Genomic DNA, 19,350 nt, shown 5'->3' with positions numbered 1-19,350 from the left:
GGGGGTGCGCGTGGTCACCGAGGAACAGGTGCGCACAGTCTTGATGGACGTGCTTGACCCCGAGATCCAGATCGACATCGTCAACCTGGGCATGGTGTATGGCGTCGACATTCAGGAGGGCGGGAAGCGAATCAAGGTTACCGTCACCCTGACGACGATGGGATGCCCGTTGTTTGACGACATCAAGGAACAGATCATCGAGAAGCTGTCCGAGCTGGAAGGGGTCGAAGAGGTCGACGTGGAGTTGACCTTCGATCCGCCCTGGGACAAAGAGATGATGTCCGAAGAGGCCAAGCTGGTGTTCAAGTACTTGTTCTAACACATATCGCGCAGGGCGGGGGCGCTTCCGCCCTGCGCCGACTTGCTTTTTGCTGTCGATGTGGTACGCTTGGGATCGAAAGATGACTTATGCAGTCAACATTATGTTGCCAAGATACAGGCGAAAAGAGAGAGGTCGGTTCGTGTGAGCAAACCGGATTTTGTTGTTCGCGGCCTTCGCGTTGCGGTGGAAGGCAAGGAGATTCTGAAGGGCGTGGACCTTCATGTTCGCGGAGGAGAGATTCACGCCATCATGGGCCCGAATGGGACAGGCAAATCCACGCTGGCTTCGGCCATCATGGGCCATCCGCATTACGAGGTGACCGGCGGAGAGATCCTGCTCGACGGCCAGAACGTCCTGGAGATGTCGGTGGACGAGCGCGCTCGCGCGGGGCTGTTCCTGGCCATGCAGTACCCGGCCGAGGTTCCCGGTGTGTCGAACGCCAACTTCATCCGCACGGCGTTGAACGCCCGCCGCGGTGAGGGGAACGAGATGCCTGTGCTTCAGTTCCATCGCCGCCTCGTGCAGAAGATGAAGGAATTGAGCATCGATCCATCGTTTGCTGAGCGGTACTTGAACGAGGGCTTCTCCGGGGGCGAGAAGAAGCGGAACGAGATCCTGCAGATGGCCATGCTCGAGCCTCGCATTGCCATTTTGGACGAGATCGACTCCGGCCTTGATATCGACGCGTTGAAAATCGTCGCGAATGGCGTCAATCAGCTGCGCTCGGATAACATCGGTTTCCTCATCATCACGCACTATCAGCGGCTTTTGAATTACATCGTGCCGGACGTGGTGCACGTGATGATGCAGGGACGTATTGTCAAGTCGGGCGACGCCAAACTCGCCGAGGAGCTCGAGGCCAAGGGATATGACTGGTTGAAGCAAGAACTCGGCATTGAAGATGAGACTGTCGAAGTGGAAGCCTGAGGGGGTGACGCAGCCATGGGAGAAGTGACTGCTTTGAATCCAGTGCTGCGCGTCGCCCAGGCGTTGCAGGAGCCAAAGGCTGTAACCGTTCGGCGGGATGCGGCTTGGAAGCTGTATGAGTCGCTTGAGGTCCCTCGCCTTGAAAAGACGGATTTGCGGCGCGTCGCGTGGGAAGTGGGCGAGTTCGAGCCGTCGGACGCTCCCGTACCGGAAGCGGCGCTTGGCTATGTTCGCGAGCTTGCGCACTCCTACGCGCTCGTCGTGGACGGCCGGATTCGCGAGATCCACCTGAGCGAGGAGGCCAAGGAGAAGGGTGTCGTTGTCACCTCCATTTTGGAGGCGTGCGACGCGCATCCTGAGATCTGGAATCGGCACTTTGGCACCATTGTGCCCGCCGAAGAGGCGAAGTGGACAGCGTTGAACATGGCGCTGTTCGCGGGCGGGTTGTTTGTGCTCGTCCCGCGCGGCGCGGAGCTGGAGCAGCCTGTCGAGGTCGTTTACGTCTGGACGGGGCGCACCTTCAGCGCCTGCTCCCGGAGTCTGGTCGTCACCGAACCGCTGTCGAGACTGCGCTACGCGGAGACGACCTTCGCATCGGACGGGGGGCGCTTCGTCAACAGTCACGTGCTTGAGGTGTTTGCCGGGCAGGCGAGCCGGGTCGAGATCGCGACGGCGGACGAGTGGGCCAAGGGCGGCATCCATTTCGTGACCCGGCGCGCGAAGGCGGGTAACGACGCCGAGATCGACTGGGTGGTGGCGGATACGTCCGATGGCCAGGCGGTGGAGACGATCGAGAGTGCGCTTGTGGGGCAGGGCAGTCGGAGCTTCGCTCGCGTCATGGGACTCGGCCACGGCCGCGCACACGTGGAGATCACGGCGAGCATGCGGCACGTGGGGCGCCACACGGAAAGCGAGATCTCGATGAACGGAGCGCTGCGCGACCGCGCGAACGTGATTTTCCGCAGCTGCACGCAGATCGAAAAAGGCGCGATCGGCGCGGGCAGCGAGCAGCACGATCGGATGATCATGGTGGACGGCACGGCGCGGGCGGATGCCATCCCGATGCTGCTCATCGACGAGAACGACGTGGAGCGCTGCGGCCACGCGGCGAGCGTCGGCAAGATTGACCCGCTGCAGGTGTACTATCTCATGTCGCGCGGCATTCCGCAGTCCGTCGCGGTGCAGATGATTATCTGGGGCTACCTGCGCGATTCGGTCGAGGCACTGCCGTCGGACGCCATGCGCGATCTCGTCGTGTCAAGGGTGGAAAGGGAGCTTGCGCGATGAACGCGGAGGAGCTTCGCAAGGATTTTCCGATTTTGTCGGAGCGAATCAACGGACATCGACTGGTGTACCTGGATAACGCGGCGACGTCGCAGAAGCCGCGCCAGGTCATCGACGCCTTGCGTCGATACTACGAGCACGACAACTCCAACGTGCACCGCGGCGTGCATACGCTGGGTTCGCGCGCGACCGAGGCGTACGAGGCGGCGCGCGAGCGGGTGGCGCGGTTCATCCGGGCGAAATCACCACAGGAGATTGTCTTCACGCGCGGCACGACGGAGTCGCTGAATATGATCGCGCACGGATATGCGCGCGCGAAGCTGCGCGAAGGGGACGAAATTGTCCTGCCGCCGAGCGAGCACCACTCCAACCTCATCCCGTGGCAGCAGGCGGCGCGGGCGACGGGCGCGACGTTGCGCTACCTGCCGCTGCAGCCGGACGGGACCATCCGGCTGGAGGACGTCGAGGCGGCGGTGACGGATCGGACCAAGATTGTGGCCATCGCGCACGTGTCGAATGTGCTTGGCACGGTCAACCCGGTGCGGGAGATCGCCGAGATCGCCCACCGCCACGGGGCCATCATCGTCGTGGATGGGGCGCAGAGCGTGCCACACATGCCGACGGACGTCGTGGAGATGGACTGCGACTTTCTGGCGTTCTCGGGCCACAAGATGCTCGGCCCGACGGGAATCGGCGTGCTGTACGGCAAAGCCGAGTTGTTGGCGGAGATGGAGCCGACGTACTTCGGCGGTGAGATGATCGACGTGGTGGATCTGTACGAGTCGACGTGGAAAGAGGCGCCGTGGAAGTTTGAGGGCGGCACGCCCATCATCGCGGGCGCCATCGGGCTCGCCGCCGCGATGGACTATCTCGAGAGGGTCGGCATGGCGGAGATCGAGCGGCACGATGCAGCGCTCGCCGCGAAGGCCGTCGAGCGGCTGGCCGAGATCGACGGCGTGACCATCTTCGGTCCGCCACCCGGGCAGTCGCGCGCGGGCCTCGTCACGTTCAACCTCGGCCGCGTCCATCCGCATGATCTCGCCACCGTGCTCGATGCGCGCGGCGTGGCTATCCGGGCAGGGCACCATTGCGCGCAGCCGCTGATGCGCCTGTTCAACGTCCCCGCGACGGCGCGCGCGAGCTTCTACCTGTACAATACCGAGGAAGACGTCGATGCGCTCGTGGATGCCGTCCTCGAGGCAAAGGAGTTTTTCGGCCATGCAATTGGATGATCTGTACCGCCAGGTGATCATGGATCACTATCAGCATCCGCGCAATCGGGGGACGCTCGATGAGAGCGCCATCTCGGTGGATCTGCGCAATCCGAGCTGTGGCGACGAAATTCACCTGCAGCTGCTCGTGGAGGGCGGCGTGGTCAAGGACGTCCGGTTCCTCGGCAGCGGCTGTTCCATTTCGATGGCGTCGGCCTCGATGATGACGGAGGCCATCAAGGGCAAGCCCATTGAGGAGGCTGTCGAGCTCGCGCATTCCTTCCGCGCGATGATGCGCGGCGAGGACGTGGATCTGGAGCACATGGGGGAGCTTGAAGCCTTGCAGGGCGTGAGCAAGTTTCCGGCGCGCATCAAGTGTGCGACGTTGGCGTGGCAGGCGCTGGAGCGAGCTGCGTCCGTGCCCCATGGGGAGCACGTCGAGGAAGAGACGTTCGGCGAGTGAGGAAAGGGCCGCGAGCTGCGGCCGAGATCGACCACGAGGAGGGGATTGGACATGGCGAAAGTGCTGCCGGACATGGAAGAGTACCAGTATGGTTTTCACGACCCGGACATCGCCGTGGCGAAGCTCGACAAGGGTTTGTCGCGAAAGACCGTCGAGCAGATCTCGATGATGAAGAACGAGCCCGGATGGATGACTGACTTCCGCCTGCGCGCGCTGGAGATATTTGAGCAGAAGCCGATGCCCATGTGGGGCGGCGATCTGAGCGAGCTCAACTTCGACGACATCACGTACTACGTGAAACCGACAGAAAAGAAGGGGCGCTCGTGGGACGAGGTGCCGGAGGAGATCAAGCGGACGTTTGATCGCCTCGGCATCCCGGAGGCGGAACAGAAGTTCCTCGCGGGTGTCTCGGCGCAGTACGAGTCGGAGGTCGTCTACCACTCGATGCGCCAGGACCTCGAGAAAATGGGCGTCATCTTCATGGACACGGATAGCGCGCTGCGCGAGTACCCTGAGCTGTTCAAGGAGTATTTCGGCACCGTCGTGCCACCGGAGGACAACAAGTTCGCGGCGCTCAACAGCGCGGTGTGGAGCGGCGGCAGCTTCATCTATGTGCCGAAGGGGGTTCGCTGCGAGGTTCCGTTGCAGGCGTACTTCCGCATCAACTCCGAGAACATGGGTCAGTTCGAGCGCACGCTCATCATCTGCGACGACGACAGCTTCGTCCACTACGTCGAGGGCTGCACGGCGCCGATTTACAGCACCAACTCGCTGCACAGCGCCGTGGTCGAGATCATCGTGAAGAGCGGTGCTCGCTGCCGCTATACGACCATTCAGAACTGGGCGCCGAACATCTACAACCTGGTGACAAAGCGTGCCGTTGCGTACCGCAACGCCACGATGGAATGGGTCGACGGCAATATCGGCTCGAAGCTGACGATGAAGTACCCGTCGGTGTACATGAAGGAAGAGGGCGCGAAGGCGATGGTGCTGTCCATCGCGGTGGCGGGCCGCGGCCAGCATCAGGACGCGGGCGCGAAAGTGGTTCACCTGGCGCCCAACACGACATCGACCATCGTGTCGAAGTCCATCAGCAAGCACGGCGGCAAGACGACATACAGGGGTCTCGCGAGCTTTGGCCCGAACGCGAAGGGCGCGAAGGCGAACATCAAGTGTGATACGCTGATCCTCGACGACAACTCGACGTCGGACACGATTCCGTACAACGAGATCATGAACGACGACGTGACACTCGAGCACGAGGCCTCGGTATCCAAGGTGAGCGAGGAGCAGCTGTTTTACCTCATGAGCCGTGGAATTTCGGAGGAAGAAGCGACGCGCATGATCGTGATGGGGTTCATTGAGCCATTCACGCGTGAGCTGCCGATGGAGTACGCTGTCGAAATGAATCGGCTCATCAAGCTGGAAATGGAAGGTTCGATCGGCTGATGGCTTGGATCAAGGTGGCGAGTGTCTCCGAGATCGGCGTGGGGGAGATGAAGCGCGTCGAGTTGCCTTATGACGACGTCGCCATTTACCACGCCGAGGACGGGTTTTATGCGACGTCGGATGTGTGCACACACGCGGCTCAGTCGCTCACGGAGGGCCGTCTGGAAGGGCACATTGTGCACTGTCCGCGTCACGGAGGAAAATTTGATATCCGCACAGGCGAGCCAACGGCTCTGCCGTGCGTGATTCCGCTGCAGACGTATCCGGTGGAGGTTCGCGGCGGAGAAGTGTGGATCGACGACGAGGGCTGACCCGGTCGTCGATCTCGCCCTCCGCGTTCGACGCGGAACGGAGGGATAACTTGAAGATTTCAAGCCGCACAGAATACGGGCTCCGCGCCATGGTGGCGCTTGCCAGAATGGCGGGGCATGAGCGCCCGGTGCCACTCCGGGCCATCGCAGAGGTGGAGGCCATCCCGGAGCCGTTCTTGGATCAGATTATGGCGAAGCTGCGCCGGGCCAATCTGGTGACGAGCGTTCGCGGCGTGAACGGCGGGTACCATCTGAGTCGGCCGGCGGAGGAGATCTCGGTCGGCGAGTTGGTGCGGGTGCTCGAGGGATCGCTTGCGCCCATTGCATGCGTGGACGACGCCGATCCCGACACCGCCTCATGCGATCTGTACGCGGGTTGTCACGCGCGAAGCGTGTGGGTGCGGGTGACAAAAGCCATCGCGCGAGCGCTTGATCAGCTGTCGCTCGCAGACGTCATGCACGACGACGTGCCGCTTCAGGTGTAGAGGCGGCACGTCGTCAATTTGTGTGTTTAATTGGTAAACCCAAGATCGAGTTTGGGCAACTGCTGGATATGTTCGACGGCCTTGTCTCGCTCGTGGCACGCGTCCAGGTATTGGAGGTACATCTCTTTGATGGACGGGTGTTTGTGGAGGATGACAGGATCGACCAGCAAGTGGTGTTCGCCTGCGTCATACGAAATGTGATGGCTGGGATTGTACCCGCAGTCGCGCATTTCGTTGAGCAACGCCGCCAGCGTGTCTTTCACCCGGAAGTGGGCGTTCGACCAAGCGTCTGAGCGGTAGACCTCCATTTCCGCAGCCCCCCTTCATGCCGTCTTTCCGTGTGAAAAGGCCATCTTACTACCAGTATAATGCGCGAAATGGGGATGCGCCAGTTTTGGCATGGCGTGCGGAGGGGCAACGGCAGCAGGTCCATGCGCCGTAGCTCTGTTGCACGGCTTCGGGATGAGCGAGCAAGACGCGCGGCACGAGAGGAGTGGGCGCCGCGCCGCCTTGTGTGTGTTCAGATGCTCCGGGGAATGAAGGTCTCAATGCCGACGACCACGACGGCCACCCAAAACAGCACCCAGAAAAAAGTCCGCAATGGAATGCGCCTCCTCTGCTTGTCATCGGACCAAACTACGGGTATTGTAGCAAATCGGATAGCTAAGTTCATCTCGCGCCTGTTGGCGCGTGGGCAGATCGCTCGGCACCCGGGCCATGCATGGCGAAACCGGGGATGGGGGGCATGTGCGATGGCCAAACGGAGACCCTTGAAACGACGGGATGAAGACGGACTCGACAAGCCCGCCTATGCGCGTGGCGAGTCGGAGCAGCCCAAAGAAGCGCAAGAGGATAAGCCCACAAGGACGACGGTCCAGCTGGAGGACGCGCTGAAAGGTGAAATGGCTGAAAAGCTTCTCGCGCTGAAAGCATCGCTCGAACCGGCCGAACCGAGTGAGCGCGCGCCTCAGAAGACCCAGCGGCATTCGGCAAAAATCCGCGACAAAAGACAGCTTGAAGCGGACGAGGAGTTGTCATTCGAGGAACTCCTCAATCCGCGGGACGACAGTGAGTCCTTTGAGGCGCTGCTGGAGCAGTCGAAGCTCGATTGGCGCTATTTCAAGGGCGACGACTGAGAAGGGATTGTGACGCATGATGGAGCCGTCTTACGTTTCGCTCGCTGCGGCCGCGTTTCGCGCAGCCCGTGCTGCGGGCGCTCAGATGATCGGGCGTTATCGGACAGAGTTGGTGGTGGAGACCAAATCTTCATTGGCGGACGTGGTGACCGACGTCGATCGCGCCTGTGAAGAGGCTATCCGCCGCACGCTCGCCGATGCGTTCCCGGATCATCGCGTTCTGGGTGAGGAGGGCGTGCGGCCGGGCCGGGAAGCGGCGGTCGAGGCGCTGACGAATTGCCTCGACTGTGCGGACCTGTGGATTGTTGATCCGCTGGACGGCACCACGAACTTCGTCCATCAGCTGCCGCTGAGCGTGGTTTCCATCGCTTACGCGCGCGACCGCGAGGTGCGCATGGGCGTCGTGCTAGATCCGTATCGAGGCGAGTGGTTTTACGCGCTGCGCGGGCAGGGCGCGTATGCTGCGGGTCATCACGATGTGGAGGCGTGGCTCGCCGCGCCGTCCGAGGATTGGCCGGGCAAGCGCATGCGCGTGTCCGGCGTGTGCGAATTGCGGCGCGCGGTCATGGCGACGGGCCTCCCCGTCCGGCACCGCGATCGAGCGCGCGTGATGCAAAGAGCCGCGGACGTGATCGCCCAGGTGAAGAGCCTGCGAACGCTGGGCGCTGCCGCGCTGCATCTGGCTTATGTGGCCGCGGGGCGCATCGACGTGTTCTGGGAGTTTGATCTCAACGCCTGGGACATCGCGGCAGGGGCGCTGTTGGTCCAGGAAGCGGGCGGTGTCATCCAGTCGATGGAAGGTGAGCCTTATTCGCTCCGCGTTCGGGACGTGTGTGCCGGATCGGATGGCGAGATGCTCCGGGCGCTTGGGGCGCGTCTTGCCGTCGAGTGAAGTAAGCTCAGTCGAGCCAAGGTGGGGATGAGGGGATGGATATCAAAGAGCGCGCGAGGGCGCGCGTCGACGAGATAGGAGCGTTGCCGGTGTATCGTGATCGCCATCTGACGTTGCTCACGGATTTGTATCAACTGACGATGATGTACGGCCATTTCCGGGCCGGTCGCCACGAGACCCGCGTGGTGTTTGACCTGTTCTACCGGAAGAATCCCTGCGGGAATGGTTACGTCATCGCGGCGGGACTCGAACAGGTGGCGTGGTACCTCCACAATCTCCGCTTTTCAGAGGATGATCTCGCCTACCTGCAGTCGCTCGGCATGTTCTCCGACGACTTTCTTTCCTATCTGCGCCACTTCAGGTTCCGGGGCGACGTGTACGCGGTGCCGGAGGGCACGGTGGTGTTTCCCAACGAGCCGCTCCTGCGCGTGGAAGGGCCCATCGCGGAGGTTCAGCTGATTGAGTCGGCGGTGCTCGCGTTCATCAACCATCAGAGCCTCATCGCGACGAAGGCGCGGCGGATCGTGGAGGCGGCGCGGACCAACGTCAGGCATCCCGGGAGCACCGTGATTGAAATGGGCCTCAGGCGCTCCCAAAATGCCGACGCGGCCATCTTCGGCGCGCGCGCAGCGTTCATCGGGGGATGCGTGGCGACGAGCAACGTGTTGGCGGCGCAGGCCTACAACATTCCGGCTGCGGGCACGCAGGCGCACAGTTGGATTCAGAGCTTCCCCAGCGAGTATGAGGCATTCCAGGCATATCGGGCCGCGTTTCCGGACAACACGGTCCTGCTCGTCGACACGTACGACGTATTGAGGAGCGGCGTGCCAAACGCCATCTGCGTCGGCCTTGAGATGAAGGCGGCGGGTCAGTCTCTCCGGGCAATTCGAATCGACAGCGGCGATCTCGCCTATTTGTCCAAGCGAGCCCGTCAAATGTTGAACGACGCGGGGCTTGCCGAGGTGCAGATCATCGCGTCGAGCGATCTCGACGAGTACACCATTCGCGACCTGCTGACGCAGGGCGCCGAGATCGACGCCTGGGGCGTGGGCACGCGGCTCATCACGAGCGAAGACTGTCCTTCGCTTGGCTGCGTGTACAAGCTCGTCGCGCAGCAGTTTGGCGACCAAATGGAGCCGAGGATCAAGATCTCCGAAAATCCCAACAAGATCACGAACCCAGGCAAGAAGAAGGTCCTGCGCCTGTACGTGAACGGATCGGCCACTGCGGACCTCATCGCGCTCGACGAGGAGATGTACGATCCGTCCGAGCCGCTCGAACTGTTCCATCCAATCCATACGTACAAGCGCAAAGTGGTGCAGAACTACGAGGTGGAGGAGTTGCTGCAGCCAGTCTTTGTCGGCGGTGAACTGGTCTACGAGTTGCCGACGGTGCAGGAGATCCAGGCGCGCGTGGAAACGCAGTTGTCCGCATTCTCGTCGGAAGTTCGCCGACACTTGAATCCGCATGAGTACCACGTGGATCTGTCCAAACCGCTCTGGGATTTGAAGCAGCGGCTGTTGCACGAGTGGCGGCGGTAGGAAACTCGCCAAGCGTGCCCTGCGCCCGGCGTTCGGGTATGATGGAGACGAGGGGGCGAGCGTATGGAGGTCGTCAAAATTACGCCGCGCGGCTACTGTTACGGCGTGGTGGACGCGATGGTGATCGCCAAGCGGGCGGCGGAAGACAAGCGCCTGCCGCGGCCCATCTACATCCTGGGTATGATTGTGCACAACCAGCACGTGGTGGACGCGTTTGCGAGGGAAGGCGTGATCACCCTGGACGGCGCGGATCGCCTGTCGCTGCTCGAGAAGATTGATCATGGGACGGTCATCTTCACCGCGCACGGCGTTTCTCCGGAAGTGAAGCGGAGAGCGCGCGAGCGGGGCCTCACCGTGCTTGATGCGACGTGCCCAGACGTCAATCGCACCCACGAGTTGATCCGGGAAAAGGTCGCGCAAGGTTACGAGATTGTCTACATCGGGCGACGGGGCCATCCTGAGCCGGAAGGAGCGATGGGCGTCGCGCCGGGGCACGTGCACCTCGTGGAAAAGAAGGAAGACATTGAAGCGCTTTCGCTGCAGACGGATCGGATTGTGGTGACCAATCAGACCACCATGAGCCAATGGGACACCCGCGAGCTGACCGAGCTGGTATGCCGTAAATATCCCACGGCAGAAGTGCACAACGAGATCTGCCTCGCGACACAGTTGCGCCAACAGGCGGTTGCCGAACAGGCAGGGCAGGCCGACCTGTGCATTGTGGTCGGCGATCCGCGGAGCAACAATTCCAACCGCCTGGCCCAGGTCGCGGAGGAGATTGCCGGGGTAAAGGCGTACCGCGTGGCGGACGTGACGGAGATCCATCCCGAGTGGCTGTTGAACGCCAAACGCGTGGCGGTCACCTCCGGCGCGAGCACGCCGACCGCGGTGACCAAAGAAGTCGTGGACTACCTCGAACACTTCGATCCGGCGGATCCCTCAACACACCAGCCGAAGCGCACGCTGGACCCGAATCGCATTCTGCCCGTGTTGCGAAACGAGCGCGTTCGCCAGGGCGTGGAGCGCGAGGCGACATGAGAACAGCGCTGTGGGCAGTGGCAGGGGCAAGTCTGGTCGTCTCCATAGGTCTCTGGGCGTGGCGGCTGCGCGTGCCGAAGGGTTCGCGCGGCCGTGGATTTCTCACGTTCTTCACATGGCTCTGCTGGTTGGGTTTCTTGTCGATCGCCGGGTACGGCGTGGGATTTGAGGCGGGCGATCGCGGCGTGAACCTGCTCCACGTCCTGCATATCTCTCGCTAGGTGCTGGCGAGCGCCGACGGGATCGCCGTGTCGGAAAACGTACCATGCGATGTACAGTTTCCTTCGCCGTGATGGAAGCTGGGAAATCATTCGCCTCTTGCAATTTGAGGATAGCGCTTTCATTTCGACAAGAATCGAAAAAATTTTTGCTCGTTGATGAATTCGAGGTTCGACAAACGGACACAGGGTGATATAATAGCCCCGAGGCGGCGCAGAATTGAAAGAAAACTTTACATATTTGAAATGGGAGGTGAATTAGGAGGGGCGCGCGACGGCGTGGGAGACGCGCGCCACGCAGGGCGAGTGCTGAACGAAGGCCGTTTTACGCAGGACTCTTGCATGGAATTTTCATATTTGATCAACAAACTTCGCCCTGCCTGTAACAAGAGCGGAGGATGAGCAGAGGCGCGCCGCAGAGATATCGGCAGATATTACGACGTTAGGGGGATGCTTTTTGCAGCAAGGCAAACTTCGAAAACAACTCTCGCTGACGGATCTCACGTTCGTCGGACTGGGATCCATTATCGGGTCCGGGTGGCTGTTCGCGTCCGCGCGCGTCGCTTCCACGGCCGGGCCTGGTGGAACGCTCAGCTGGTTAATTGGCGCTGTTGCAGTCATCCTGCTGGGCCTGGTGTACGCGGAGTTGGGGGGATCCATTCCGCGCGCGGGCGGTTCCGTGCGGTATCCGCTGTATTCCCACGGGCCGCTCATCGGTTACTTGCTTGGGTTTGCGTCGCTCGTCGCGTTTTCCAGTGTGGCGGGCATCGAGGTCGAGGCGGCTCGCCAGTACGCCACGGCCTGGTGGCCTCAGCTCACACAGCCGCAAAGCAGCAATCCGACAGTGCTCGGCTGGTTTGTGCAGTTGGCTCTTCTCGCCATCTTCTTTGGAATTAACTACTTCGGCGTCAAGCTGTTTGGGAAGACCAACACCATCATCACGGCGTTCAAGTTCATTGTGCCGATCATCACGGTCATCACGCTTCTCACGCAGTTCAAGGGCGTGAACTTCCATTCGCACGGTTTTGCGCCGTTTGGCTTCTCTGGCATCGAAGCCGCGGTCTCCACGTCCGGTATCATCTTTGCGTATCTCGGATTCCAGCAGTCCGTTGGCTTTGCGTCTGAGGCGCGCCGCCCGCAGCGCGATGTGCCGATGGCCATCATCCTGGCGGTGGTGTTGTCGGCCGCCCTCTACGAACTCTTGCAGATCGCGTTCCTCGGCGCTGTGCCTGCGGATAAGATCGGTCAGGGCTGGGCGAATGTCGACAACGTGTTCAAGCTGCCGTTCCACGACATCGCGGTGGTGCTTGGTTTCACCTGGCTCGCGTGGCTCATTCTGTTTGACGCGTTCATTTCTCCGTCGGGCACGGCAAACATTTACCTGTCCGCGACCACGCGCGTCATCTTTGGTTGGGCGCGCAACCGCACGTTCTTCCGTGTGTTCGGCAACGTCGACGAGAAGACAGGCGTCCCACACGCTGCGCTGTGGCTGGCATTCGTCATGGCCATCTTCTGGACGCTGCCGTTCCCGTCCTGGGGCGCGATGGTCAACGTCGTCTCGGCTGCGACGGTCGTGACGTACGTCGTCGGCCCGGTGTCCGCGCACGCGTTCCGCAGGACGGCGCCCGATCTGGACCGCCCATTCAAGCTGAAGGGCATGTCCATCATCAGCCCCTTGTCGTTCATCGTCGCTTCGCTCATCGTGTACTGGACCGGCTGGAGCACGGATTCGTGGCTTCTCGGTTGTATGCTGGTGATGTTTATCCTGTACGTCATCTTCCAACGCTTCGTCCCAAAAGATGTCGTAAGCTTTGGCGATCAGCTGCGCGCCAGCTGGTGGCTCGTGGCGTACTTCATCATCATGATCGTCCTCTCCTATCTCGGGACGTTCGGGGGAATCAAAGCGATTCCATCTCCTTGGGATCAGATCATCGTCGTGGTGGTCTCCCTGGCGCTCTACTACTGGGGCGTGAATTCGGCGCTGCCGAAGCCGGTGTTTGACGATGACCAAGTCGCAGACGAGGAGGTCAACGCCGCTGTGCTTTGAGGTGGCTTTCCAGGCTCGGCCGATCTTCGCATCGGTCGAGCTTTTTTGGGTTGGAGACGAGGATGGGCGAGGTACAATGAAAGGAGTGCATTAGGTAGGAGGGTTCATATGGCACGTTTTGAGCATCGGAGGGCCAAGCTTGCGTCCGCATGCGCAGCGCACGGGTGGCGGTACGTCCTCCTCACGCACCCCGCCAATTGGCATTATTTCACCGGCGTCCGATTGGAGGCAGGAGAACGACTCGCGTGTCTCGTCGTCTCGGACCAGGGCTTTGCGTTCGCCATCGCGCATGAGATGTTCGCGGCTTGGGTTGAGCGGATGGGTGTCCCGTTCGAGCTGTGGCGCGACGGAGAAAACGCGCACGCGCTCCTTGCGGACCGGCTGGCCGAGGGCGCGAAGGTGGGCGTCGACGGCGGTCTGCCTGCATACCATTTGCTGCCTCTCATGAGGGAAGCTCGCAAATGCTCGTTTGAGCTGGCCGATCACGCCGTCGCGAGCCTGAGAATTCGAAAGGATGAGCGCGAAATCGAGCTTCTGTTAGAGGCTTCGCGGCGTGCGGACCGAGTGGTCGATCTCGTCCGGGGTCACATTCGTCCAGGTGTCTCAGAGCTTGAACTTGCAGACGAGATCGCCCGCATCTGGCGCGAGGTGGGCAGCCCCGGCATGTCGTTTCCGCCCATTGTGGCGTTCGGCGCGGGAGGCGCCGAGCCGCATCACGAGCCCGGCGATCGGGTCATCTCGCCTGGAGACGCCGTCATTGTCGACACGGGCGGTTTCTGTGACGGCTATGTGAGTGACATCACGCGCACGTTTGTCGTGGGGGAACCATCGGCCGAACTCGCTGCCGTGTACAACGCGGTGCTTCGCGCCAATCTCGCAGCCATCGCGTCTGTGAAGCCTGGTGTGAAGTTCTGTGAGATCGATGCTGCGGCGCGCCGCGTGATTGAAGAGGCGGGATTTGGCCCGTATTTCACACATCGCACGGGGCACGGCGTCGGCCTCGATATTCACGAGCCTCCGTACGTGGATGCGGCGAACGAAAGCGTGGTCGAGCAGGGGATGGCTTTCAGCATCGAACCGGGTATCTACCTGCCAGGGAAGTTTGGCGTTCGTATTGAGGATTTGGTGATTGCGACGCAGGACGGCGCCCTGGTGCTCAATCAGGCGCCGAAGAGGCTGGAGGAAGTGATCTTGCCAGGAGTGTGAAGATGTGAAGGAGGCGTGAGCTTTCTCACGCCTCGTCCTCCTGCTCGAGTTGCGCGATGGGCACGGCCGCGGTTTCGCCTGTCATTTGGCGGATACCCCACGCCATAATGCCTTCGAGGGCGGTCACGGTGAGACGGTCGTATTCCTCGGCGATGCGGTACGTGCGCCCAATTTCGATGTTTACCTCGTCCTTGATCTCGTAACTCTTTGCGAGGTACCAGCGGGTCATGTAAATCTCATATTCGCTCCAGTTCTCGCGTTCATAAGCGTCGCGGCCCTTCCGCTGCAGTTCCGTCATCTCTCGCTGCAGTTCTTCCTTCGACATCTCGCTGTACAACATCCCGTCATCACTCTTTCACGACTCTGCTTGCACATCTCCCCGAACGAACAGGTGCAGCGTGTCCCCCGTCATTATAGCCGCTGTGACGTGAAGCCGGTAGCGCCGCTTTGCGACCGGGATGGTTTGGACGTTGAGCACGGCCGACGGCATGTACGGGTTGTCGTACAGGAGCTGCATCGGCTTTCCCAAGAGGAACGAGAGGCTCGCGAGAACTTGCCTTCGGATGGCCGTCTGGACTTCTGGCGGCGTGTTCGGCGGGCATTCGACCACGATTCGCCGCAACGAGCGTTTGCCAGGCTCCGACTGTTCTGCGATCAGAAACTGGTTCTCGGTCTCCAATTGGTCGATCGCCTGGCGCAGGCTGGCCACCTCCATGTGCATCCGGTGCAGGTCGCGCGCGCTGTACACGGTGGCGGCGAGGAGGCCCGCGAGAAACGAGAGTGCGGTGATCGCGGCGGTGGATCGCAAGCGGCTCATGAGGAGGAACGACCTGCCGTGAGCCATTGAATTAAGACATACCCGACGTGGCAGCCGAGAAAGGCTGCGAACAGGTAGATGAGTTGGCGGACCATGGGGCCGACGTGGAGGCCGAACACGCCGCGATCGATCACGCGGAGGACATCCATGGATCCTCCGAGCGCGGCGACGATGGCCCAAACCTTGAGGTCGGAGGCGAGTGCGTTCATGGCCGCCTGTGGATCGTGATGCGTGAGAAGCGCCGCGAGTCCGCCAAACAACGATCCGCCGATCACGAGGCCCATGGAGACGAGAAAGTCGAGCACGCAGTTTTCAGCGATACTGTTCCACAAGTCCAACCGCCTCCCGAAAGGACGAGGCTTTGCTTCATCTTACGCCGCGTCCGCGCCCCTCATGTGCGAGGGTCACGGGTTTCAGCGCGTGGTGCGAGGTGTTATGATCGAGAGACAGGACATTTCAGGAACGGGGGCGCGTGGATGGACCGGACTGCGCCGGAGCGGATTGGTCGGAGCGTGGTGGAAGAACTTGGCCTGGCGGACGCCCTGCGTACCTGGCAGGCGCTGGCGCTCGATCTCGCCCAAAAAATTGTGGACCATGGCGACGTGGTGGCCGTGGCGCATGGGGAGCGGATGGAGCAGCGGGAGGTCGCGCTGTGGCTTCGCCAGATGGCGCAGGGAAGGGCACAGGGCTTCCCCTCAGGCGAAGCCAGCTTTCTGGCGCGCTGGGCTCCCGCGTGGACATCGGATGCGCTCTTGGCGTTCCGCTATCGCCTCGTCTCCTGTGCCACGCGCGGCGCCCTGGCCAAGGTCTATTCGTCCGCGGCAGCCGTGGACGCACTGTTGATCCAACTCGTGGACCGCGAGCTGAGGCGGCGCGTTGTGGACGTGGAACTGCGCACGCCGTCCGGGAACGGATACAGCGTGATGTACCGCGGGGAGAAGGAAGCGCTCGCCGCTTGGGCGCGGGCGCTCGTGGGGTCGCCGCGTTTTCTGGCGGATGGCTGGATCGTCAGCAGAGAGTGCGCGCGGTCCCTCGAGGGGTCCGGTTGGAGCCGCCCGGATTTCGACGACGACAGCGGGCGGATCGCGTACGATCTCGCCTTTTCGCTCGAGCCGCCGGGTGAGAATCTCGGTGGGGAGTGGGCACTCCGCTTTGAACTTCGCCACCGGTGGACTGGCGAGCGAATTCCGCTTTCGGCGTACTGGCAGTCCCCTTCCCGGGAAATGGCCGCCAACGGGGATGTGCTGGTGGCGCCGGAGCGCTGGTTTCTGCCGAAACTGCGTGAGGCGGCGCGGCTGTGTCCCGCCATTGCGAGCGCTCTGCGCGCCCCTGCACCCGCACGGGCCGTCCTCCATCCGGATGAGATGGTTCGGTTTTTGTACCACGAACTTCCCGAACTTCGCCGCGCATCGTTCGTCGTGGAGACGACGGCGCTCGAGGAGGCGCGGGACATTCGGATTCGCGTTCGACTGGAGCGTATGGACGGCGGCGCTTTCCGCCGCGGAGGCGGACGAAGAGCGGCGGGGATGCCGAGGTTTTCCGCGGATGCGGTCGCGCGGTTTGATTGGTCCGTCGTGATCGACGATCACACGCTCACGCCCGAGGAGTTTCGAAGGATGGTGGAACGGCAAACGCCACTCGTGCAGGTGGACGGCGTCTGGCGCCTCGTGCCGCTGGCCGATCTGCTGCGCCAGGTCGAGGCGCTGCCTGAGCGCGGCCAGGAGGTCAGTCCCCTCGAGTGGATGCGCGCGCATGCCCTCGCTGCGCACGACGGGCCGGGGAAGATGGAGGTGGACGCAGAGGCGCCACGCGCCGCGAACTGGGTGGACGTGTGGGCGCTCGGCCGAGACGCGGAGCCGGAGCCGCCGCCAGCTTCGTTTCGAGGCACCCTGCGGCACTACCAGGAGCGAGGGTACGCGTGGCTCATCCAGTTGAGAAAGCTTGGAATCGGCGGTTGCCTGGCGGACGACATGGGGCTCGGCAAGACGGTGCAGATGATCGCGTACTGGCTTCGGGTCAAAGAGCGGGGCGAGGCGTCGGGACCCCATCTCCTCGTCTGTCCGACTTCGCTGGTCGCGAATTGGAAGGCCGAGATCGAGCGGTTTGCCCCCGATCTTTCGGTGTACGTGCATCATGGGTCCGCCCGCAATCTCGACAGGGCCTTCGCGCCCCCTGTCGATCTCGTCATCACCACGTACGGGACGCTGCTTCGAGACGGCGAGGCGTTCCGCCAGCGGGCGTTCGACTGCGTCGCCATCGACGAGGCGCAGGTGGTGAAAAATGCCTCGACGCAGCAAGCGCGAGCGCTTCGGGCGTTGACGAGCCGTCACCGCGTCGCGCTCACGGGCACGCCTGTGGAAAATCGGCTCGATGAGCTGTGGTCGCTCATGGATTTTTTGAACCCTGGCTACCTCGGATCGCTGCGCTGGTTTCGGACGACATTCGGTTCCATCGCAGAAGGGCGGGATTTGAGCGGCGTGCGCATGCGCCAGTTGCAGCTGCTGCTTCGTCCGGTGCTTCTGCGCCGCCGAAAGAGCGATCCGGCGATTGCGCCGGAGCTCCCGGAGAAGTGGGAAGTGGAGGAACGCGCGCTCCTGACGGCCGAGCAGGCCGCGATGTATCAGGCATTGGTGGATCAGATGTTCGCGCAGATCGCGTGCGGTCCGAGCGGCATCGCGCGAAGAGGCGCGATTCTGACCACGTTGCTCCGGCTCAAGCAGGTGTGCGATCACCCGGCGCTCATCTCGGGCGGGCGGCCATCTGCCAAGCGGAGTGGGAAACTGCGGAGCCTGTTGGATCTCCTGCGCGTGGTCGTGGACGGCGGGGAGGCCGCGCTTATCTTCACGCAGTTTCGAGAGATGGGCGAGATGTTGTGCGCAGCGGTGGAGGGTGAGCTCGGATTTCGGCCGCCTTTCCTGCACGGCGGCATGTCCGCCAAGGCTCGGGGCGAGATCGTCGAGCGGTATCAGGCCAAGCGAGTAGCGTCGCCCGTGCTCGTCCTGTCGCTGCGAGCGGGTGGCGTGGGGCTGAATCTGACGCGGGCGAATCACGTGTTTCACTACGATCGATGGTGGAATCCGGCGGTGGAAGATCAGGCGACGGACCGCGCGTATCGGATCGGCCAGTCGCGGGGCGTGGAGGTGCACAAGATGATCTGCGCCGGCACGCTGGAGGAGCGAATTGACGAGATGCTGCGGGCGAAGCGGGCGCTGTCCGACGTGGTGAGCCGCGTGTCGGAGGACTGGGTGACGGAACTCGACGACGAGGCGCTGTATCAGTTGTTTGCGTTGAACCCGGTCGGCGTGATGGAGGAGGATGAGCCGTGAAGCGCGGTCCGTACGCGTCGCGCTGGGAGCCCGTGCTGGCCGAGGTGGATCCGTCTCACCTTCGCGCCGCCACGCGCCTGGCGATGTCGGGAGCGGTGCGCTCGAGAGCGTGGGACGGCGCTGGCTGGCGGGCGGTGGTGGAGCGGAGCGGCACGCGCCGCGCCTTCGACGTGTGGCTGCCCAAGCTCGCGGATTACGCGGGGCACGCGCGAGACGTGGCGCGCTGGCTCGCGATGCGCCCCGATTGGCTCGCGGCGCATTACGCAGGGGAGTGGGACGAGTCGTTCCTGGATTTTCTGTCCGCGCATCAGGTGGAGGTGGTGCCGACGGGCGAGACGGCGGCTCGGCTGCGCGCGCTGTCCACCTGCACCTGCGAGGAGATGGATCCACTTTGTCCGCACGTCGTGGCGGTGCTCCTCGCGTTCATCTGGGAAGCGGACACAAACCCGCTTGCGGCGTTTCGGCTGGTCGGGATCGAAGTGGACCAGTTGCTCGATCTCGTCCAGGAGGAGACGGCCGCGCTCGCGAGTGCCGCGGGGGCGTCAGGGCGCACCGATGTGCCTGGGGATTGGAGTCTCGAAGAGTGGCGCAAAGATGCGCCGGTTCGGCCGTTGGGGAGGATGCGGCCCATCGTGAGGCCTGAGATTCGCCCGTGAGGCGGATCTTTTCTTTTGGTC

21 protein-coding genes are annotated in these 19,350 nt (G+C 62.5%); 17 read left to right on the top strand and 4 right to left on the bottom strand.

All coding sequences use genetic code 11. The features are described from left to right. The first annotated feature begins 10 nt into the window (after positions 1-10). The 8 genes from AMA01_RS07905 to AMA01_RS07870 all read left to right on the top strand — a co-directional run bounded on the left by AMA01_RS07905 (position 11) and on the right by AMA01_RS07870 (position 6,452). A complete protein-coding gene (locus tag AMA01_RS07905; protein WP_067849753.1) occupies positions 11-319 on the top strand; it encodes a metal-sulfur cluster assembly factor in 309 nt (102 codons plus the stop codon). Positions 320-463: 144 nt separating this feature from the next. Then, positions 464-1,249: a Fe-S cluster assembly ATPase SufC gene (sufC, locus tag AMA01_RS07900; RefSeq protein WP_067849751.1), complete on the top strand. Its 786-nt coding sequence runs from the start codon at positions 464-466 to the stop codon at positions 1,247-1,249. Between the two features lie 15 nt (positions 1,250-1,264). Next, a complete protein-coding gene (locus tag AMA01_RS07895) occupies positions 1,265-2,536 on the top strand; it encodes a SufB/SufD family protein (protein ID WP_067849749.1) in 1,272 nt (423 codons plus the stop codon). Next, positions 2,533-3,765: a cysteine desulfurase gene (locus AMA01_RS07890; protein WP_067849747.1), complete on the top strand. Its 1,233-nt coding sequence runs from the start codon at positions 2,533-2,535 to the stop codon at positions 3,763-3,765. Before AMA01_RS07895 ends, AMA01_RS07890 begins: the two co-directional genes overlap by 4 nt. After that, positions 3,752-4,207, top strand: a complete 456-nt coding sequence (gene sufU, locus AMA01_RS07885) for a Fe-S cluster assembly sulfur transfer protein SufU (RefSeq protein ID WP_067849745.1) — start codon at positions 3,752-3,754, stop codon at positions 4,205-4,207. Before AMA01_RS07890 ends, sufU begins: the two co-directional genes overlap by 14 nt. Before the next feature lie 51 nt (positions 4,208-4,258). Beyond that, positions 4,259-5,656 (top strand): Fe-S cluster assembly protein SufB, encoded by a 1,398-nt coding sequence (sufB, locus tag AMA01_RS07880; protein ID WP_067849743.1) that lies wholly within the window; start codon positions 4,259-4,261, stop codon positions 5,654-5,656. Beyond that, the gene (locus AMA01_RS07875; protein ID WP_067849741.1) at positions 5,656-5,967 is read left to right on the top strand and encodes a non-heme iron oxygenase ferredoxin subunit; all 312 of its coding nucleotides are present in this window, start codon (positions 5,656-5,658) and stop codon (positions 5,965-5,967) included. Before sufB ends, AMA01_RS07875 begins: the two co-directional genes overlap by 1 nt. 50 nt (positions 5,968-6,017) lie before the next feature. Continuing rightward, entirely contained in the window at positions 6,018-6,452 is a 435-nt protein-coding gene (locus AMA01_RS07870; protein WP_067849739.1) for an RrF2 family transcriptional regulator, read from the top strand. Positions 6,453-6,478: 26 nt separating this feature from the next. Here AMA01_RS07870 and AMA01_RS07865 read toward each other — a convergent pair whose 3' ends face one another. Next, positions 6,479-6,760 carry a hypothetical protein gene (locus tag AMA01_RS07865; RefSeq protein ID WP_067849737.1) on the bottom strand — a complete coding sequence of 94 codons (282 nt, stop codon included), beginning with the start codon at positions 6,758-6,760 and terminating at the stop codon, positions 6,479-6,481. A gap of 240 nt (positions 6,761-7,000) precedes the next feature. Between AMA01_RS07865 and AMA01_RS07860 the strand changes: the two genes are divergently transcribed. The 7 genes from AMA01_RS07860 to AMA01_RS07830 all read left to right on the top strand — a co-directional run bounded on the left by AMA01_RS07860 (position 7,001) and on the right by AMA01_RS07830 (position 14,530). After that, entirely contained in the window at positions 7,001-7,588 is a 588-nt protein-coding gene (locus AMA01_RS07860) for a YqkE family protein (RefSeq protein ID WP_230087785.1), read from the top strand. A gap of 16 nt (positions 7,589-7,604) precedes the next feature. Continuing rightward, the gene (locus AMA01_RS07855; RefSeq protein ID WP_067849733.1) at positions 7,605-8,480 is read left to right on the top strand and encodes an inositol monophosphatase family protein; all 876 of its coding nucleotides are present in this window, start codon (positions 7,605-7,607) and stop codon (positions 8,478-8,480) included. 35 nt (positions 8,481-8,515) lie between these two features. Beyond that, a complete protein-coding gene (locus tag AMA01_RS07850; protein ID WP_067849732.1) occupies positions 8,516-10,021 on the top strand; it encodes a nicotinate phosphoribosyltransferase in 1,506 nt (501 codons plus the stop codon). Positions 10,022-10,084: 63 nt separating this feature from the next. Then, on the top strand, positions 10,085-11,059 hold the full coding sequence (locus AMA01_RS07845; RefSeq protein WP_067849731.1) for a 4-hydroxy-3-methylbut-2-enyl diphosphate reductase: 975 nt from the start codon (positions 10,085-10,087) through the stop codon (positions 11,057-11,059). Continuing rightward, a complete protein-coding gene (locus AMA01_RS07840) occupies positions 11,056-11,280 on the top strand; it encodes a hypothetical protein (RefSeq protein WP_067849729.1) in 225 nt (74 codons plus the stop codon). The genes AMA01_RS07845 and AMA01_RS07840 overlap by 4 nt, the downstream gene beginning before the upstream one ends. 454 nt (positions 11,281-11,734) lie before the next feature. After that, positions 11,735-13,324, top strand: a complete 1,590-nt coding sequence (locus AMA01_RS07835; RefSeq protein ID WP_067849727.1) for an APC family permease — start codon at positions 11,735-11,737, stop codon at positions 13,322-13,324. Between the two features lie 108 nt (positions 13,325-13,432). After that, positions 13,433-14,530 (top strand): M24 family metallopeptidase, encoded by a 1,098-nt coding sequence (locus AMA01_RS07830; RefSeq protein ID WP_067849725.1) that lies wholly within the window; start codon positions 13,433-13,435, stop codon positions 14,528-14,530. Between the two features lie 25 nt (positions 14,531-14,555). Here AMA01_RS07830 and AMA01_RS07825 read toward each other — a convergent pair whose 3' ends face one another. The 3 genes from AMA01_RS07825 to AMA01_RS07815 are packed head-to-tail and all read right to left on the bottom strand — an operon-like array spanning position 14,556 to position 15,679. Next, entirely contained in the window at positions 14,556-14,870 is a 315-nt protein-coding gene (locus AMA01_RS07825; protein WP_067849723.1) for a DUF1811 family protein, read from the bottom strand. A gap of 15 nt (positions 14,871-14,885) precedes the next feature. Further along, on the bottom strand, positions 14,886-15,347 hold the full coding sequence (locus tag AMA01_RS07820; RefSeq protein WP_067849721.1) for a hypothetical protein: 462 nt from the start codon (positions 15,345-15,347) through the stop codon (positions 14,886-14,888). Then, positions 15,344-15,679: a YtrH family sporulation protein gene (locus AMA01_RS07815; RefSeq protein ID WP_067849719.1), complete on the bottom strand. Its 336-nt coding sequence runs from the start codon at positions 15,677-15,679 to the stop codon at positions 15,344-15,346. Before AMA01_RS07815 ends, AMA01_RS07820 begins: the two co-directional genes overlap by 4 nt. A gap of 144 nt (positions 15,680-15,823) precedes the next feature. On the opposite strand from AMA01_RS07815, the gene AMA01_RS07810 reads away from it, so the two are divergent. Continuing rightward, positions 15,824-18,673: a DEAD/DEAH box helicase gene (locus AMA01_RS07810; protein WP_067849717.1), complete on the top strand. Its 2,850-nt coding sequence runs from the start codon at positions 15,824-15,826 to the stop codon at positions 18,671-18,673. After that, positions 18,670-19,329, top strand: a complete 660-nt coding sequence (locus AMA01_RS07805) for a hypothetical protein (protein ID WP_067849714.1) — start codon at positions 18,670-18,672, stop codon at positions 19,327-19,329. The genes AMA01_RS07810 and AMA01_RS07805 overlap by 4 nt, the downstream gene beginning before the upstream one ends. Positions 19,330-19,350: the final 21 nt, after the last annotated feature.

Origin of the sequence: Alicyclobacillus mali NBRC 102425 (genome assembly GCF_001570745.1) — a bacterium.
Lineage (GTDB): Bacteria > Bacillota > Bacilli > Alicyclobacillales > Alicyclobacillaceae > Alicyclobacillus > Alicyclobacillus mali.
The sequence above is the reverse complement of the archived record's forward strand: the minus strand, read 5'-3'. Positions and strand labels throughout refer to the sequence as shown.

Bases quoted from the DNA above. Each gene is read 5' to 3' on its own strand.
- AMA01_RS07860 (WP_230087785.1), top strand. From the start codon at position 7,001: ATGCCGACGACCACGACGGCCACCCAAAACAGCACCCAGAAAAAAGTC.
- AMA01_RS07890 (WP_067849747.1), top strand. From the start codon at position 2,533: ATGAACGCGGAGGAGCTTCGCAAGGATTTTCCGATTTTGTCGGAGCGA.
- AMA01_RS07845 (WP_067849731.1), top strand. From the start codon at position 10,085: ATGGAGGTCGTCAAAATTACGCCGCGCGGCTACTGTTACGGCGTGGTG.
- sufU (WP_067849745.1), top strand. From the start codon at position 3,752: ATGCAATTGGATGATCTGTACCGCCAGGTGATCATGGATCACTATCAG.
- AMA01_RS07830 (WP_067849725.1), top strand. From the start codon at position 13,433: ATGGCACGTTTTGAGCATCGGAGGGCCAAGCTTGCGTCCGCATGCGCA.
- sufB (WP_067849743.1), top strand. From the start codon at position 4,259: ATGGCGAAAGTGCTGCCGGACATGGAAGAGTACCAGTATGGTTTTCAC.
- AMA01_RS07850 (WP_067849732.1), top strand. From the start codon at position 8,516: ATGGATATCAAAGAGCGCGCGAGGGCGCGCGTCGACGAGATAGGAGCG.
- AMA01_RS07895 (WP_067849749.1), top strand. From the start codon at position 1,265: ATGGGAGAAGTGACTGCTTTGAATCCAGTGCTGCGCGTCGCCCAGGCG.
- AMA01_RS07865 (WP_067849737.1), bottom strand. From the start codon at position 6,760: ATGGAGGTCTACCGCTCAGACGCTTGGTCGAACGCCCACTTCCGGGTG.
- AMA01_RS07810 (WP_067849717.1), top strand. From the start codon at position 15,824: ATGGACCGGACTGCGCCGGAGCGGATTGGTCGGAGCGTGGTGGAAGAA.
- AMA01_RS07840 (WP_067849729.1), top strand. From the start codon at position 11,056: ATGAGAACAGCGCTGTGGGCAGTGGCAGGGGCAAGTCTGGTCGTCTCC.
- AMA01_RS07825 (WP_067849723.1), bottom strand. From the start codon at position 14,870: ATGTTGTACAGCGAGATGTCGAAGGAAGAACTGCAGCGAGAGATGACG.
- AMA01_RS07875 (WP_067849741.1), top strand. From the start codon at position 5,656: ATGGCTTGGATCAAGGTGGCGAGTGTCTCCGAGATCGGCGTGGGGGAG.
- AMA01_RS07820 (WP_067849721.1), bottom strand. From the start codon at position 15,347: ATGAGCCGCTTGCGATCCACCGCCGCGATCACCGCACTCTCGTTTCTC.
- AMA01_RS07855 (WP_067849733.1), top strand. From the start codon at position 7,605: ATGATGGAGCCGTCTTACGTTTCGCTCGCTGCGGCCGCGTTTCGCGCA.